We start from the raw sequence: 17,356 nt of genomic DNA on the forward strand, positions 1-17,356 counted from the left end.
TTTTAAACAACCAAAACTGTTCACAATTTATGCAAAAAACTGCTATGGGTGGCTGGAATGCCCGGGGCTCTGCATTCCTGCTATCGGCTCAAATGCTGAGAATTATGCGTATGCTTACTTTCTTTCTCTTCGTTGCTCTGCTTTCTGTGCATGCCGAAAGTCCCGCGCAGAGCATTACGATGTCTGTAAAGAACACCCCTCTGAAACAGGTTTTCTCTATCATCAAAAAACAAACAGGTTATGTGGTGCTCTACAATGAGCAGATCCTCTCTGCCGCCAGGCCTGTTTCTATCAATGCCCAGGATATGCCGCTGGCTGAATTTCTTGGCGCCGTTCTGAAGAATCAATCCATCGACTACACTATACAGGGCAAAACGATCGTGCTCTCCCGCATACCTGTTACCCGTTTTGGTGATCCTGCACCTGAACCCGGTTTTCAGCCCGGCGAAATGCAAACGCCTGTTAAGATCCGTATCACGGACTCTTCTGGCGCGCCGCTGGCGGGAGCCTCCGTGTCTGTCAGAGGTAGTAAGATATCCGGCGTTACAGATGCTGATGGGATCGTGAGCCTGAATGTGAAATCTGGCGAAGTGCTGGTGATCACATTTGTTGGTCATGAATCCCGGACTGTAATTGTTTCGCCTGCACAATATGCAGCACGCAGAATTACTGTTGCGATGACAAGAACCAATAGCGAACTCTCTGTTGTGGAAGTATCATTAAGCACGGGGTATCAAAAGATCCCCACTTACCAGATGACGGGTGCTGCCTCTGTGATGTCTGAAAAAGATTATCAGCAACGCGTGGCTGTTACCGGTAATTTCCTGGAAAGCCTTGAAGGTAAAGTTCCCGGTCTCGTATACAACGGTCAAACAGGTGAGCTCACCATCCGCGGTGTGTCTACATTTGATGCGGTGAAGAAACCATTGATCGTACTGGATGGATTTCCTACAGAAATAGACCTGCGTACTATCAATCCTTTGGATATCGTATCTGTCAGCGTACTGCGCGATGCGGCAGCTGCCTCCATCTATGGAGTAAGGGCCAGCAATGGGGTGATTGTTGTGGAAACCCGCCGCGGCAAATCCGGCAAGCCGGTATTCAATGTGCGCGCCACGCAAGCCTTTCAGCCCAAACCGGATTTTGGTTACCTGAAATATGCTCCCGCCAGCGAATTTGTGCAGTTACAGAAAGAGAATTTCAATATCGCTAAAACATCTTTTCTCCTGTATGACTGGGGCTATTATAAAATGAACCCGGTTGAGCAGATCATGTTCGGCATGACGCAGTTGTCTGTTTCCAATCCGCTGCTCACTGAGGCGCAGGCAGACGCAAAACTGGCCGCACTCGGTAATTATGACAATCTCAAAGATTACGAGAAGTTATTCTATCAGCATCGCCAGACCACCAATCTCAATGTGGATGTAAGTGGAGGTAACGATAAAAGCACCTACATGATGGGGGTGAACTATATCGGCGAAACACCCGTGAACCGGAGGTCTGAGAACAAGCAGATCATCCTCAACCTTGCCAATACTTTCAAATTCACCGATTGGCTGAAATTCGATTTCAGGGGAACCTATCTTAATGTCAAAGATGTTTCCGGTAACACACCTTCTTACCAGGATTTCTTTCCCTATGAGCGTTTTGCAGATGAGAACGGAAATGCGCTGCCAGTAGCGCTTGATCCGGGCCGCGATTATATCTCAAGAGTGATCACCAGACAAAAGAACGACGCCCTGATGGCTGCCGGGTTGTATGATCAGTTCTATTATCCTTTGAAAGAACTGTACGGGAACACCAATACCACCAAAGGTTCATCCACCCGTTTCCAGGGAAGGTTCAATGTGAAATTGACCAACTGGCTGAATGTAGATCTGGGCGGCAACTACGAGAATCAGAGTTCCATCCTGGATCAGTTACATACGGAGGATGCATTCAATACCCGTGTAATGGTCTCCAATATGGCTTTGAAAGATGCCGTTACCGGACAGGCATTATTTACGAATATGCCTAAAGGTGATATCCTGGAGAAAACAAACCAGCGCATCACCAATTATACAGCCAGGATGCAGCTGAACCTCGGTCAGCGTTTTGGTGATCATGAAATCTCCGGTATCCTGGGTATTGAGAGAAAGCAAACACTCACGCAGGCATATAAAACTACTTTCTTTGGATATGACGATCAGACTTTGATCAGTAAGCCCATCAACATGAGTGTACTGAATGCCACAAATCAGCCTGCATTTGATGAGCTTGGATTCGGAGCAAGCTTCAATAGCACCAATTATTTCAACGAAAAGGAAATCGATAACAGGTTCATGTCTTATTATGGCCAGGGCACTTATATCTTCCGGGGCAAATATGTACTGACAGGTAGTTTCAGGATCGATCAGACGAACCTGTTTGGTGTTGCTCCTAAATACAAGTACAAGCCACTCTGGTCCGCCGGTGTGAACTGGAGATTGAGTGAAGAAGATTTTGCAAAAAACTGGAACTGGGCCAAAAACCTGCAACTCCGTGCTGCTACAGGTTTCAACGGAAACGTGCCCAGCAGCAATAACGGTGCATTCCTGATCCTCTCTTCAGGTCTCAATACCATTCTGAATACACCGCTTGCCTACAACGATGTGCTGACGCCGGAAAACCAATCGCTTCGCTGGGAAACAACTCTTAATTACAATTTCGGGGTTGACTATACTTTGCTGAACAACAAGATCACAGGCTCTGTTGATTATTATGTAAAAAGAAGTACAGATGTGTTTGGCCAGTTGGATGCCGATCCTACTTCCGGATTCAATCAGTATAATGCCAATACAGCTTCCATCCGAAACAGTGGCCTGGAAGTGTTGGTTAGCAGTGAACTGATGAAGAAGAAGAATTTCCTGTGGAGAGTACAGGTTACAGGTTCATTCAACTATAATAAAGTACTGGCGGTAAAAGCAACTGAATTCGCCAATTCACAACTGATCACTTCAGGGAATTTATTTGTACAAGGTCAGCCCATGAATGCATTGTACAGTTACAATTATGGGGGGCTTAATTCAATTGGGCAGCCATTTGTATATGACAGGAAAGGAAATCAGAAGATCCTTGCTTTTTATGGAAATGCACAGGTAGACGTAACAAAAGAGGATCTGATCTATAATGGTACTACCACTCCGAAATATGTATTGGGATTGAACAATCAGTTCAGCATCGGCGCTTTTGATGTTTCGTTGCTTTTCATGTATTATGGTGGCCATGTAATGAGAGTGGAGCAACCCAATCCAAATAATATCGGTTTCTATACCAATAACCCGCTCCAGGGTTCCAGCAATTTCTGGAGAAAGACAGGTGATGAGAAACTGACCAATATTCCTGGCTATGTAAGAGCCAGCAGTGCTGCTCCCGGTTATTATCAATCCTATGCGTTGTATGGATACGATTATGCATCGCAGTTTGTGCGTAAGGCCGATTATATCAGGCTGAGAGATCTGATTGTTACTTACAATGCCCGGGGCGCCTTCTTTAAAAAACTGGGATTGAACAATCCACAGATCCGGATTCAAGCTCAGAATCTTTTCCGATACACCTTCAGCGGCAATGATATCGATCCTGAAGCGATTGACCGTGTTTCCGGCGTACGCAGACTGGAGACCCAACCTTTTTACAGCATCACCATTTCCTCCGCTTTCTAAAATGAATTACATGAAAAACGTTTCTTTCATCATACTTGTTTTCCTGGCAGTGAGCTTTACTGCCTGCGATAAATACCTGGAGGTAAAACCTAAGGGACTTGTGATACCGGAAAAGCTGGCCGACTACGAAGGCCTGTTGAATTCACGTACCATGACGATGACCTTCCCGATCAATCTCCTCGATTTTACCGATGATGTTTTCAATAAGATCGATGCCGTGAATCAATCAGCCACTGCCAATGGTTACTACTGGAGGCCGATGATCTCCATCGATGAAAAAGCAAGTCCGGATATCTGGGGGCCGCTCTACCGTTGCATCTATGATGCCAATGTGATCATCAACGGCGTGCCTGAAGTGCCCGATGGATCAGAGATTGAAAAGAACAGGGTGATCGCAGAAGCGAAAGTGATCAGGGCCAATAATTACCTGGAGTTGCTGACTGTTTTTGCAAAAGTGTACAACCCTGCCACTGCCGGTACAGATCCGGGATTGCCGATGGTTACCAGCATTGATGTTACTGATAAGACCCCCGCACGTTCAACGGTAAAAGCCACCATCGATGCTATTATAGATGATGTAAAGACAGCTGCAGACGTTCTTCCAGCCAATAATGTGAACAGGTACCGTGTTACGAAATATGTGGCGTATGGATTGCTCAGCCGCATCTATCTGTATATGGGAGATTTTGCAAATGCTGCTGTCTATACCAGCAAAGCACTCGAAGCAACCCATGCTATCCTCGATTACAATGCTTATGCAAATGCGGATCTGTTACCAGTTTATGATCTGAACCCGGAAGTGCTCTGGCAGCGTGCTGCTGTTTCGGGCTCGCCTATTTTCATGATCTATTCAGAAGATCTGAAAACTTATTTCAACAGCTCCGATATCCGTTACAGTTTTATCACAGTTACCAATAATGATGGACTGGGCCGTAGTTCATTGCCTGGCCGTTACAGTTTTGGTATCGGGTTTCCCGAAATGTACCTGACAAAAGCAGAGCTGCTGGCAAGGGACAATCAGTACAATGAGGCCATGGCCATTGTGAATATGCTCAGGAAGAAGCGGATCCGAACAGCAGACTATGCAGACCAGACAGCTGCTGACGGAGCAGACGCACTCACGAAGGTGCTGGCGGAACGCAGAAGGGAACTGGCTTTCAGCGGCCTGAGGTGGTTCGATATGAAAAGGCTGGACCGAGAAGGGAAAATGCCTGAAGTAAAACGTATCAATAAAGACAATAACCAGGTGGAGGCCACACTGGCTCCCCATAGCCCCAATTACACATTTGAAATTCCGGTAAGGGTACAATTGTTCAACCCGGGAATGGAATTGAATCACAAGTAAAAAAGTATATCATGAAAAAAACTCTGATCGCCTTGCTGCTCCTGGCGAATGGCAGCCTCTTTGCTCAAAAGAACCCTTATGGGGTAAGTGATGACCTGTTGAAAGATAAAGAAGAAACGCTGGCGAAATACATCCCAATGAGTGGTAAACAATACCTGTTTGCTGCTTACGTGATCGAGCCCGCTGAATTCCTCGGAAAACTGGATGCGTTTAAAAAGGAAGTACAACCTTCCATTGATGCGGAAACAGATCCTGCTATCAGGGAACTGAAAGCTAAAGACCTTGACTACTATTCCCGCAATGTGCTCAAGCACTATATCCTGTATTTTGGGCTGGACTCTTTGGGGTTGGTGAATCTTGATAAAGTGATGGTGGCTAAAAAGGGAGCCCCTGATTTCAATGCGGCCATTGACTCAGCTTTCAGGAAGATCTATCTTAAAAAACTGGACATAGGAGAAAAAGCGAAGCTGAACGGGAAAGTGATGCAGGGTGGTAGTCCGGCGGATGCTGCACTATTCAAACGTTCTGCTGCATACCGTCAGTGGATGGAGGAGTATGTGACTGATCTGCGTCAGACAAAATATAAGTCCGATACAACACTTGGTTATGAAGGGCAGAACCTGGTAAAGCTGCGCGTGGTTACAAAGGAAATAGAAGACCCCTTCATCAAAGAATATATGAGCTATAACCTGGCCGGCATTGTGCTGAAGATGGTGAATAATGAAGCAGGCCGGGAAGAAGGTTACCAGACCTTTATGAGCATTGCCAGCAATGATGCTGCCAAAAAAAGCCTGAAGGAAGTGTATGACAATAACAGGATGATGGAATCAAATGCCATGTCGCCCGAGTTCAGTTATGTGAACATCAATAATAAAAAAGTTACATTGAAAGAACTGCGCGGAAAGTATGTGTACATCGATGTTTGGGCTACCTGGTGCGGGCCCTGCAAGGCTGAAATTCCACATCTTCAAAAAGTGGAGAAGGACTATCACGGAAAGAATATCCATTTTGTGAGTCTTTCCGTGGATAAGCAGGCAGATAAACCCAAATGGGAGAAATATGTAAATGAGAATAAACTGGGCGGTATTCAGCTTATTGCCGACAAGGACTTTGAATCTGACTTCATCAAAAAATACAATATCGCTTCCATACCCCGCTTTATCCTTATCGATCCAAAAGGAAAGATTGTTTCAGGTAATGCATTGAGGCCATCTGATCCCGGCCTCAGGGAATTGCTGGATAAATTATTGTAAAAGAATAGTTGCTAATACGATCCCTGCTCCGGACATCCGGGACAGGGATTTTTGTTGTAACTCTTTCCGATAATTATTGGATGTTTTTTAAAATATAGCTGGTGCTTCTGCCGCCCCCGGGTTCTTTACCCGATTCGGTTAAGAAACAGGAAATGCGGTGAAAAACTACTTTATTCTCCGCAAAAATGAGTAGAATAATGTATGCCGGTGGAACCCGGCCGGATTGACTTTATTCAATAAATCCATCGTTAACGCTTTTGAACTCTTAAATTTCCTACCTTAAAATAAGCATTTGAGAATCCCTGCCCGGTGATTACTGCATATCCTCCCTTCTTTCTCCTGACGTCCTGCATTTGTTAGTTTCTACAGAACCTGCCCGGAAACTCCGAGTGATTGTTGCTTCTGCATCTTAACAACAGAAGCCTTATCCCCTCCGTCTCCTTACACATCCATTTCAAGAACTTAAAACATGTAAACATGAGAAAGGTATTTCTTATCTGTCTGCTTATTCCTGTGATAGGAATGGGGCAGACGAAAAATGTCATTAATTTCTTCCGCATTTTCGCCAAACCTGAAAAGGGAACAGAGCTTGAAAAAAAGCTGACGGAACATGCATTGAAGTTTCATTCAGGAAACTGGAAGTGGCGGGTATTTGAGATCCAGACGGGACCTGATGCGGGAGGCTACCAGGTGATTGAGGGGCCTCTGAGCTGGGCTGAGTTTGATGCCCGTGGTGATCTGGGGGCGGAACATCTTGCACACTGGAACAATGTGGTTATGCCATTGACCACAGGAGAGGGAACGCAGGCCTATGCAACATTCCTGGAAGATCTGAGTACTGTTCAGCTCACCGACTATGCTGATAAGATCGTGATCAATCATATGTTCCCGAAACCAGGCATGGTGATCAGGATGAAGGACATGATCGCCAATCTGAAAAAAGCATGGCAGGCAGGTAACGAAAGTGTAGCGGTATATGAAGCCAGTTATTCAGGAGCCCCGCAGATCTCCACGGTTACGAGGCTGAAGGCGGGATTGAAAGAACTGGATGAAGCATTCCGGAAACCGCTTTCTGAAAGATATGATGCTTCAAATGCGCCATCCACCTGGGATGATTTCCTCAAAGAATATGCGATCTGCGTGGAAAAACGATGGAGTGAAATGTTATTATACCGGCCGGAGCTCGGATCAAAAAACTAGTGGGTTTGTTTAGGAATCAGAGCCGTACCTCGAGCCCGCCCGATAGAGCGGGCTCTTTTATTATGAAAACAGTTTAGTTCAGGCTCTTCTCCAGTTTGCTGATCTCTTTTTTATCCGCCTCCGACAACGGACAGATCTTACGCGCTTTATAATACAGGTTGAGCCTGGCTTGTTTGTCAGATTTCTCCTTACTGTCACTCAGTGCATAAATAGAACTGAAATATGTTTCGCAAAGTATCTTTTCCAGTTCCTGTTTTTCTATGCTGGATGGCCTGTAGCGTTGTACATATTTATTATAAGCGGCTTCTGCCTGATCCACTTCGTTTCTTTTGGCAAAGGTCTGGATCTGGTATTTGAGGTTGTCTATGATTTTTGCTTTTGCTTCTTTCTGGTATTTTCTGATTCCTGACCTGTTCAGGTATGTTTCGTATGCTTCCACTGTAGCCTTGCCTTGTGCACTCTTCCAGGCGATCTCATCTTCCGCAAATTCAATTTTATCAGGCAGTTGCCTGTTGTTGGGTTCCTGTTCCAACGCCTTTTTATAACTGGTGAGCGCAGCTTCAAAATCTTTTCGTTGAAACTGGGCATCACCGGTTTTTGTATAGCTTTCCAGTTTGTCGGCACCTGCTACCTCTTTATTGCTGCTGAGTTTTTTGCGCAGTTCTTTTGCACCGGTAATTTTGGCAAGGGCAGGATCATCCAGCAGCTCTGCTGCCTGCACAAGGTGATTCTTTCTTATCAGCAGTTCCACTGCATTAACGCCCGCATTGATATTACTTTTATCGAATTGCCAAAGCTTGCTCCATTGGTATGCTTCAAGGCTGTTGATATCATCCAGGTTTACAGGCTGAGGGATCAGTTGTTTTAATTCCTGTATCTGCTTCCCTAATTCTCTCGATTTACTTTTCCATTTTTCATCCCCGAACAGGAAGGCTTTTGCATTATAGCCTTCTGCCTTTGCAAATTCGGTTTGCCTGCAAAGGGCAAGCGCCGTGTAATAGTAGCCCAGAGGTTGGAGAGGCTCCTCTGCCATGATATTGAGCGATCTCATCATCACCTGGTCCCAGTTCCGGGCCAGGATGAACTGGTTGATCTCTTTTTCTGTATTCTGCTGTGCGTTCACCTGCCATGCAGTGAGGCAAAGCAATACAAATAATATTCTGCGCATATCAAATTCTTTAATTGTCAATTAAATTCTCAAAGCGGTTCCTGGCTTTCTGCTGCTCTATTGCCTCTTGCTCAGAGACACTGTTTCCGCCTTCATAACCTTTGTACAGGCTATCATAGTAAGCCCTTAATTCAGTGCAGTTGGTGTAAACAACAGAACCATTGGTTCTTCTGATCCTGTCGATGCTGTTGAGGCAGTCTTTGGTCCTGTTCCAGGTCATATTGGCTTCGTTGACTACATAGGTGCCATAACAGGCGCAGCTTACAGACTGGCATGCACGAAGAACACGCACGCGTTCACCATCAGCTACATTCACCCATTTGTTGTATTCTCTGTTTTTTTCATCGGTCTTCAGTTTGTAGAGTTTGCTCATGCCGGATAAGCGTATCTCCGCATTGTTTTTGGCTTTCTGCAGGATCTCTCTCTGAGCAGTGAAGGCATCTTCCACCAGCTTTACGGCTTCAGCGATCTTACTGCTTTCGTTGCTGCTCAGCTTGAAACTTTCGTTACGGATCATGGTGGTTTCCTGGTAAAGCTGGTCTTTCAGTTGTTTGATGGCAGTGGTCAGTTCGCGCACTTTTGTTTCTTCCGCCCATTGGGATTTAAGCAGGTTGTTTTTCTGTTCTTCGTAGGCCAGCTTCTGTGTTTCCGGACCTTTGTGATCCTGTATTTTCTTTTCTACATCAAGTACCCTGTTCTTAAGATCGGCAATCACTGTATTGTGTTGCTGGATAGCAGCTTCACGGGAAGCGATATCCTGTTTGCATTTGCTTTCCAGTAATACAATATCCTGCTCCAGCTTTTTTTTCAGGGATTCGATCTGGGCTTTTACTTTATCAGTGACTTCCTTCTTTTTTGCTGCTTCTTTTGCATTGTTCTCTTCAATCAGTTTACCATACTGCGCCACCAGGTCTTCCTGGTAATGAACCTCACTGAGCAGTCTTACCAATTCCATTCCGTAGGTTTTGGCTTTCTTTTCTGCAGTTTCTTTCATATGGTCTTCATACTGCCTGCTAAGAGCTACCAGTTGTTTTCTAAGATCAGGTAACTGAAGCGTTTTCTGGTCAATATCCTTACCAGCCTTTTCAATTTCTCTCTGCTCATCGTATCCGGCATCATCTACTGCATCCTTGAATGGTTTCAGGTAATCGTTGAGGTATTTATTGTATTTGGCCATGGAGGCGGCAGTGGTAGTTTTGAACCAGTGATTGGCCGGGCAGATAGGAGGTGGGCCGCCTGCACTGCAGGTGCCCGGTGATTTTTCTTCCCAACCATCCTGGGCCGTTTGCAGCCTGTTCTTCCATGAAGCTTCATTTTTGGTACGCTCAATGGCTTCTGCCAATCTTCTTTTGGCATTGTTGATGCTCTCCTGCTTTTGAACACCCAGCCTGCTGATCTTCTGTTTCAGCGCTTCAATCTCCGCTTCCAGTGCGAGTATCTGTTTGGCTTTTGCTTCAATGGAGGAAACATATCCGGCACCAGAAGTCTGTGCCAGTACCGGTGCCTTGAAGAAAAATAAACTGATGCCACATAAGAAAGCAAACAGTTTGTATGTACGGATCATTAGTATCAAGGGGTTAGAATTTTATCAGTTGACCTAAGCATTTTCCTTTTGTGATCATGAATTTCCGCTCGATGCTTTTGCCTCCCATGACCGCTTTGTATTTGTATTCACCGGGTTTCAGTTTCACCGTAACGGAAGATGACCGTCCGCAGAAATCCGTAATGGACTTATCTGTATAGTACTTGGATAAAGTGCCTGCAACATCGCCATTTATCGATATTCTTACATTGTCAGTCAGATTGCTGCTTTCGAGGCAATAGAAAGACACGCTTCCCTCATTGGTGAAGTCTTCGTTGAGGTCATAGTGTGGTTTTTTAGTGACCGGGAAATTGCTGATGATCACATTGTCGAAGAATTTTCTGGCTGTGAAGGAGTACCTTGATTGAAGCTCTTTGTAATAATCGTAAACATCAACAGGCAGGTTGAACAGTTTCACATGATTGACGGAGACAGGTATGTTCTCAAAGTGGATGGCTACTTTGTTGGAAGTGTTATTATACACATAGCTGGGCGCATTATCACTTGAAGAGGGAGTATAAACGATACCGGTCTTCAGATCAACCATTCTGAGGTTGGGTGTAAAATCGAAGCCAGTGGTGTATGCAAAGGACCGGACGGTAAAATAGAAACTCAGTTTATATTGGTCCCTTTTTGCATAATCGAGTGTGATTCTGTCGTAGACCGTTTTTGAGTTGTTGAAACCCTTTGTTTCGCTGAACAGATCGATTTTGTAGATCGATGGTTTGGATTTCGGGTTGCCGTTAAAGGTGAAATCGGTTGGCAGATCCGCTAGGTTCAAAGGTGCGAGATCACTGAAGAGCGACAGTTCAAACATCGGCCTGTTATTGATATGGAATGGTTGCCCGTCTTTATAAACGATCATGCCAACGAAAAGCTGCGATTCATCAAAGTCAATATAACCCTGAACAGGCCTGGGGCCTGCGTAATCTATTTTTCTGGGAAGATATCCATATACTTTATAGTTGCCTTTCACTTCTTCATTTCTTGGAAGAATGGCTGTGTCTACTATGAACCGGTTGCCGTCTTTATGCCAGATGAAGACCTTCTGCTTATAAAGAGATAAGGCGGTGTTGAAGGATGTGGTAGACATCTGGATGAGCTGCGTATACACATCCTCCGTTTTAAGAATGATGATACCTCTTACAGGATCAGCAGCAATGTACCCGTCGAAATATTTGGTTTTGCCTGAAGCATCTTTATAACTCAGGTCTGATTTGCCTGCAACCAGGCTATAGCTTGTAAGCACGAGATTGCTGCCGATCACCAACCCCTGTCCGGATTCACTTCCTGCCTGAATGCTCACGGTGGCCTGTGCATAGGGATCCTTATAATCAGGTCTGAATCTTTTGATATTGTTGGTTATAGTATCGTATTCAGGCTTTCGCTCCTGGCAAACTGCAACAATGGAAGATATGAGCAAACATATGCCCAGTACATATTTTTTCATAGAGGGTATTTCTTAAAACTTAGGGTGGATAAGGCTAAGGTTGTTGTAAACAAGATAATTAGAAAATTTTATTCCGCATAAACCCTGCATATTTTGGCTGTAAATGGGTATTCTGACTATTCGTAGATCTGCATGAGGATGGGCTTTCCTGACTTGTCAATTATTCCGGCCAGCTTTTTCAGGAAAGCAGCCGACACGGTGGGGCAGCCATCGCTCTGGCAGATGGGATAGGGGTCCACTTCTGAATTGGGGACGCATTCGTGAGAGTGCAGCACCACGAAGCGCTTGAATGCATTGTTATTGGTGGCGTCCAGGCCATGTAATTTATAGGCAAGCCCGAACCTGCCCTGGTATGGAGTACCCACTTTGTATTTTCCAAGAGAGGTGCAGCCGCAGCCAACCTCATTCCCGTATCTTCTGCCGGTCAGCCAGTTTTCATTGCAACGGCCATGTGTAACCAGGCTGGAAGCCAGCACCGAATCTTTCTTCATATCATAAATGAAGAACCGGTTCTTTCCTGAGCTGATCTTCATATCAATCAGAAAGCAGATCTCTGTATTGCAATTGTTTTCCCGGGCGTACTTCTCCAGGGTACTTCCTCTGGAATGGATTTTTTTCAGCAGGGTGTTGCCGAGGCTGGTGGCCGTTTTTACTCCAGGCGCTGCTTTCATTTTGTAAACATACCAGGCAGCACTGGCGATAAGGAAGAGCAGCAATACAGCTATTGTAGTAAGAATGACTTTTTTCATGAAGATGGTTTGTCAGGGCAAAAACATGCCTTATCGGGCAGATGCCGAAACTATGATTACTCCATAAACTTTGAACGTAGGATCTTACAATTTAACGTTTACCTGCACTTTCTCGCCCACCATTTCACGCACTGCTGCAACGATGCCTGCTGTGTCGTAGCCGCATTCGCGGTGCAGTTCTTTGGGGGTACCGTGCTCCACGATCCTGTCTGGGATACCGAGGATCTTCACGTCTGCCTTATAATTATGGGCAGCCATGAATTCCAGGATAGCGCTACCGAATCCGCCTACCACAGTTCCGTCTTCTACCGTAACGATCTTGCTGTATTTGCTGAATACTTCGTGCAGCAGGTCTTCATCGATAGGTTTTACAAAACGGAGGTCATAGTGGGCAGGATCGATACCATCAGCCCTGAGCTCGCGGATAGCGGAAGTGGCAAAGTTGCCGGGATGCCCAAACGAAAGGATAGCGATTTCCTTACCGTCTTTGATCTTGCGGCCCTTGCCGATAGTGATCTCTTCGAATGGTGTTTTCCATTCAGGCATCACTCCTTCTCCGCGTGGGTAGCGGATGGAGAAAGGAACTTCGTTCTTTTCCAGTTGAGCGGTATACATGAGATTGCGGAGTTCTTTCTCATTCATGGGTGCGCTCACCACCAGGTTGGGAATGCAACGGAAGAAGGCGATATCATAGGCGCCATGGTGCGTGGCTCCGTCTTCCCCTACCAGTCCGCCTCTGTCGAGACAGAACACTACAGGCAGGTTCTGGATGGCCACATCATGGATCACCTGGTCATATGCACGTTGCATGAAGGAAGAGTAGATATTACAGAACACGCGCATACCCTGCGTGGCCATACCGGCGCTGAGGGTAACGGCATGTTGTTCGCAGATGCCCACATCGAATGCGCGGTCCGGCATTTTCTCCATCATGAATTTGAGGGAGGAGCCGGAAGGCATGGCGGGCGTGATACCGATGATCTTGTTGTTCTTTTCAGCCAGTTCAATAATGGAATGACCGAAAACATCCTGGTATTTGGGAGGCTGCGGCACCTCGTATGCTTTCTTGTAGATCTCGCCGGTGATCTTGTCGAACAGACCGGGCGCATGCCAGCGGGTCTGATCTTTCTCGGCGAGTGAATAACCCTTTCCTTTAACTGTTACGATGTGCAGCAGTTTGGGGCCGGGGATATTCCTGAGATCGTGGAGGGTATCCACGAGTTTGGAAATATTATGTCCGTCGATAGGTCCGAAATAGCGGAGCTTGAGGGCTTCAAAGAGATTGCTGTTCTTGTTGATGAAGCCTTTGATGCTGTGCTCGATCTTGCTGGCCATTTCGCGGGTGAAGTTCTTACCCACAGGCAGTTTGCCGAGTGCTTTCCAGATATCGTCCTTGAATTTATTGTAGGTCTGTGAAGTGGAGATATCGGTAAGATATTCCTTGAGCGCTCCCACATTGGGGTCGATGCTCATGCAGTTATCGTTCAGAATGATGAGCATGTCGGAATCCGCAACACCAGCATGGTTCATGCCTTCGAAGGCCAGGCCGGCAGTGAGGGCGCCATCGCCGATAACGGCTACTGCTTTGCGGTCTTCCCCTTTGATCTTGGCAGCCATGGCCATGCCGAGGGCAGCAGAGATAGAGGTGGAAGAGTGACCTACACCGAAAGTGTCGTATTCGCTTTCTTTCCTGTTGGGGAACCCGGCAAGGCCATGGTATTTCCTGTTGGTGGGAAACTGATCACGGCGGCCGGTAAGGATCTTATGGCCATAAGCCTGGTGACCTACATCCCATACCAGCTGGTCGTACGGCGTATTATAAATATAATGAAGCGCCACAGACAGCTCCACTACCCCGAGGCTGGCGGCAAAATGGCCCCCATGCACGCTGACTACATCAATGATGTACTGTCGCAACTCATCGCAAACCTGGTGTAACTGTTCCCGGCTCAATTGTTTAAGATCGGCCGGAGAATTGATCATGCTGAGTAGCGGGCCTGGGGCAATGTTCATTTCCAAATTGGTTTAATAGTCAAAAATACGGCTAAATTTTAAAGTTTTGGGCATTCTGCGTCAGCGGATTTCAGGTGGCAGGGATAGCTGGGAAACTTTAACAAATGTTGTCGTTTTTCACGACAAAAGGCATACATTGACATGCCGTCAACCTACTTATAACGCCATATATCCCATTTAAGAGGGGTGGGCTGACCAAAAACGTAGATTTGTCATGTTCCGATTTATAGACCATGCGAAAGAAAATATCATATTACTGGCTCTGCCAGATCCTGGGCTGGAGTGCGTTCATCCTGGTGTACATCTTCTTCTACCTGACCCTCAGCAAGCGGGAGACGCCCTTTTTCTATGAAGTATTGTTCCTGGAGGCGGCCGTCGGCTTCCTGGTCACCCACGTGATGCGTAGTTTTATCCGGTATTTCAAGCTGGTAGATAAGCCTGTGAATGAGCAGGGCTTCTATATCTTTTTTGTATCCTTCGTGTTCGGCGTGCTCTATGCTGCGGCAGGCACCACGCTGGAAAGGGTATTGCAGATCGAGCCTCCCAAATACACGGAAGTATCGCTGACCAATAAGATCTTCCGGGCCGCCATGGGCAGTTTTCTCTTTACCCTGATCTGGAACCTCATCTACTTTGCCTATCACTATGTGCTCCGCGCCCGCCAGGCGCTGCTGGACCGGGTACGGCTCCAGAGCCTGGTGAAAGAGCTGGAACTGAAGACCATCAAAGCGCATATCAATCCTCATTTCATATTCAACGCCCTCAATAGCATCCGCGCCCTCATCGATGAAAATCCCGGCCGTGCCCGCAATGCCATTACGGAGCTCAGCAATATCCTCCGCAGCAGTATGCAGGCTGAAAAGCAGGAAACAGTGCCGTTTGAGAAAGAGCTGAGTATCGTGAAAGACTACCTGGCGCTGGAATATATCCGTTTTGAAGACCGCCTGCGGATCGAATACCAGATCGATGAAGATACCCTGGATCAGCCCGTTCCGCCCATGATGCTGCAGACCCTGGTTGAAAATGCCATCAAACATGGTATCGGCAAGCAGATCAGCGGCGGGGTGGTGAAGGTGGTGTCCGACTTCCGGAATAACTTCCACGAACTGATCGTTCAGAATACGGGTCACCTCAATGGGTACATGACCAGTGGTGACGGATTCGGGCTCAGCAGTACCCGCAACCGCCTGCACTTATTATTTGGTGAAAAAGCTAACTTTGAAATAAGACAGGTGGACGGCGGACTGGTAGAAGCCCGCATACTGATACCTGTTGAAAACTATTAAACAGGTATATGATCAGAGCCATCATTATCGACGACGAACGTCTGGCCCGCAACGAGCTGAAAAAACTGCTCTCGGAGTTCCCGGAAATTGAAATAGTGGCTGAAGCCGCCAATGCCGGCGAAGGCATAGAAAAGATCGAAAACATCAATCCCGACCTGATCTTCCTGGATATCTCCATGCCAGGCAAAACAGGTTTCGATATGCTGTCTGAGCTGGACCGTACCCCGCATGTTATCTTCACTACCGCTTACGATGAATTTGCATTGAAGGCTTTTGAAGTGAACGCGCTGGATTATCTCCTCAAACCCGTGGAACCCAAACGGCTGGCCGATGCCATCCAGAAACTGCACCAGCACGAGGACCGTGAGCAGCTTCCCGTAAATCCTGCCAACGTAAATCATTCAGTACTGAGTGAAAACGACCAGGTGTTTGTGAAAGATGGTGAGCGCTGCTGGTTTGTAAAGCTCTCCGAGATCCGCCTCTTTGAAAGCGTGGGCAACTACGCCAAAGTATATTTCGGGCCCAACAAGCCGCTGATCCTGAAATCCCTCAATGCACTGGAAGAAAGGCTGGATGAAAAGACCTTCTTCCGCGCTAACAGGAAACATATCGTCAACCTCCGGCTGATCGATAAGATCGAGCCTTATTTCAATGGAGGCTTATTGCTGGAACTGAAAGGAGGAGAGAAGATAGAAGTGAGCCGTCGCCAGACAGTGAAGTTCAAGGAAATGATGAGCCTTTAAGCATCGCAAAACAAAACACCGAATACATTCCTCATGCAGAAAATTCTCTCCATTATCGGCCTGCTTGCCATCGGGCATGCCGCCTGCGCGCAGTCGATCGATAAAATAATCAATGCTACAGAAGTGGAAAGGATCGAAAAGATCCTGGCTTCCGACGAAATGGAAGGCCGCCGCACTTTTACAAAAGGGATCGATAAAGCTGCAGACTTCATTGCAGAAGAATTCAGGAAAGCAGGTATCCAGCCAGTGAAAGACGGATCTTACTTTCAGGAGTTCGCTATGATCAAAACGAAATTCCTGAGTGCATCCGGTACTTTGAATGGCAAGACCATTCAGCCGAAAAATATCGTTGCCCTTAGTGCTATGCCTGAAATAAAGATCGATGATAAATCAGGCTGGGAAAAAGTAAAGATCGGTCCGAAGGATACACTTTTCCCGGTTGTAATGCGACTGCTGGAAACGAAAAAGAATTATTTCATCACGGTTGATACAAGCTTCGGAAGAATGTTCAATGGTCTGAAAAGGTTCCGTGAGCAGTCTTTCGAGTCGCCTTCAAATATTGTACTGGTGCTGAGCAACGAGGCTGCCAGTACTTATGCTGTAGAGTTCAAACAGGAAGTAAGCCGCGAGCCGCTTAAGAACGTAGTGGGCATTCTGCCGGGAAAGAAAAAGAAAGATGAATACGTGATCTTCTCGGGTCACTATGATCACCTTGGTATCGGCAAGCCCAATGAAGCGGGTGATTCCATCTTTAATGGCGCCAATGATGATGCTTCAGGTGTTACAGCTGTGATCATGCTGGCCCAGTATTATGCTCAACAGAAAAACAATGAGCGTACCCTGGTATTTGCAGCCTTTACTGCTGAAGAAGTTGGCGGTTTCGGTTC

At 46.5% G+C, this 17,356-nt stretch carries 12 protein-coding genes; 7 read left to right on the plus strand and 5 right to left on the minus strand.

The annotated features are described in order from the left end of the window. Positions 1-29 precede the first annotated feature (29 nt). The 4 genes from ACTHMC_RS25965 to ACTHMC_RS25980 all read left to right on the plus strand — a co-directional run bounded on the left by ACTHMC_RS25965 (position 30) and on the right by ACTHMC_RS25980 (position 7,478). Complete coding sequence (locus ACTHMC_RS25965; RefSeq protein WP_440417770.1) at positions 30-3,680, plus strand: SusC/RagA family TonB-linked outer membrane protein; 3,651 nt, start codon at positions 30-32, stop codon at positions 3,678-3,680. A gap of 10 nt (positions 3,681-3,690) precedes the next feature. Then, a complete protein-coding gene (locus ACTHMC_RS25970) occupies positions 3,691-5,025 on the plus strand; it encodes a RagB/SusD family nutrient uptake outer membrane protein (protein WP_440417772.1) in 1,335 nt (444 codons plus the stop codon). 11 nt (positions 5,026-5,036) lie between these two features. Continuing rightward, positions 5,037-6,278, plus strand: a complete 1,242-nt coding sequence (locus ACTHMC_RS25975; RefSeq protein WP_440417774.1) for a TlpA family protein disulfide reductase — start codon at positions 5,037-5,039, stop codon at positions 6,276-6,278. A gap of 477 nt (positions 6,279-6,755) precedes the next feature. Continuing rightward, positions 6,756-7,478 (plus strand): hypothetical protein, encoded by a 723-nt coding sequence (locus ACTHMC_RS25980; protein WP_440417776.1) that lies wholly within the window; start codon positions 6,756-6,758, stop codon positions 7,476-7,478. Between the two features lie 73 nt (positions 7,479-7,551). On the opposite strand, the gene ACTHMC_RS25985 is transcribed toward ACTHMC_RS25980, so the two are convergent. From ACTHMC_RS25985 to dxs, 5 genes are all read right to left on the minus strand, one after another. Next, entirely contained in the window at positions 7,552-8,646 is a 1,095-nt protein-coding gene (locus ACTHMC_RS25985; protein WP_440417778.1) for a hypothetical protein, read from the minus strand. A 10-nt stretch (positions 8,647-8,656) separates the two neighbouring features. Continuing rightward, complete coding sequence (locus ACTHMC_RS25990; RefSeq protein WP_440417780.1) at positions 8,657-10,210, minus strand: hypothetical protein; 1,554 nt, start codon at positions 10,208-10,210, stop codon at positions 8,657-8,659. Positions 10,211-10,223: 13 nt separating this feature from the next. Further along, positions 10,224-11,678, minus strand: coding sequence for a hypothetical protein (locus ACTHMC_RS25995; RefSeq protein WP_440417782.1), 1,455 nt, complete (start codon positions 11,676-11,678; stop codon positions 10,224-10,226). Positions 11,679-11,794: 116 nt separating this feature from the next. Further along, positions 11,795-12,427 (minus strand): murein L,D-transpeptidase catalytic domain-containing protein, encoded by a 633-nt coding sequence (locus ACTHMC_RS26000; protein WP_440417784.1) that lies wholly within the window; start codon positions 12,425-12,427, stop codon positions 11,795-11,797. Positions 12,428-12,511: 84 nt separating this feature from the next. After that, on the minus strand, positions 12,512-14,440 hold the full coding sequence (dxs, locus tag ACTHMC_RS26005) for a 1-deoxy-D-xylulose-5-phosphate synthase (protein ID WP_440417786.1): 1,929 nt from the start codon (positions 14,438-14,440) through the stop codon (positions 12,512-12,514). A 233-nt stretch (positions 14,441-14,673) separates the two neighbouring features. Here dxs and ACTHMC_RS26010 point away from each other — a divergent pair, with 233 nt between their 5' ends. The 3 genes from ACTHMC_RS26010 to ACTHMC_RS26020 form a co-directional block, all read left to right on the plus strand. Then, positions 14,674-15,726, plus strand: a complete 1,053-nt coding sequence (locus ACTHMC_RS26010) for a sensor histidine kinase (protein ID WP_440417788.1) — start codon at positions 14,674-14,676, stop codon at positions 15,724-15,726. Between the two features lie 8 nt (positions 15,727-15,734). After that, a complete protein-coding gene (locus tag ACTHMC_RS26015; protein ID WP_440417790.1) occupies positions 15,735-16,469 on the plus strand; it encodes a LytR/AlgR family response regulator transcription factor in 735 nt (244 codons plus the stop codon). A 33-nt stretch (positions 16,470-16,502) separates the two neighbouring features. Beyond that, a partial coding sequence (locus tag ACTHMC_RS26020; RefSeq protein ID WP_440417791.1) for a M28 family peptidase occupies positions 16,503-17,356 on the plus strand: 854 nt, incomplete at its 3' end.

The sequence above is a fragment of the Pseudobacter sp. genome (assembly GCF_051955275.1).
GTDB lineage: Bacteria > Bacteroidota > Bacteroidia > Chitinophagales > Chitinophagaceae > Pseudobacter.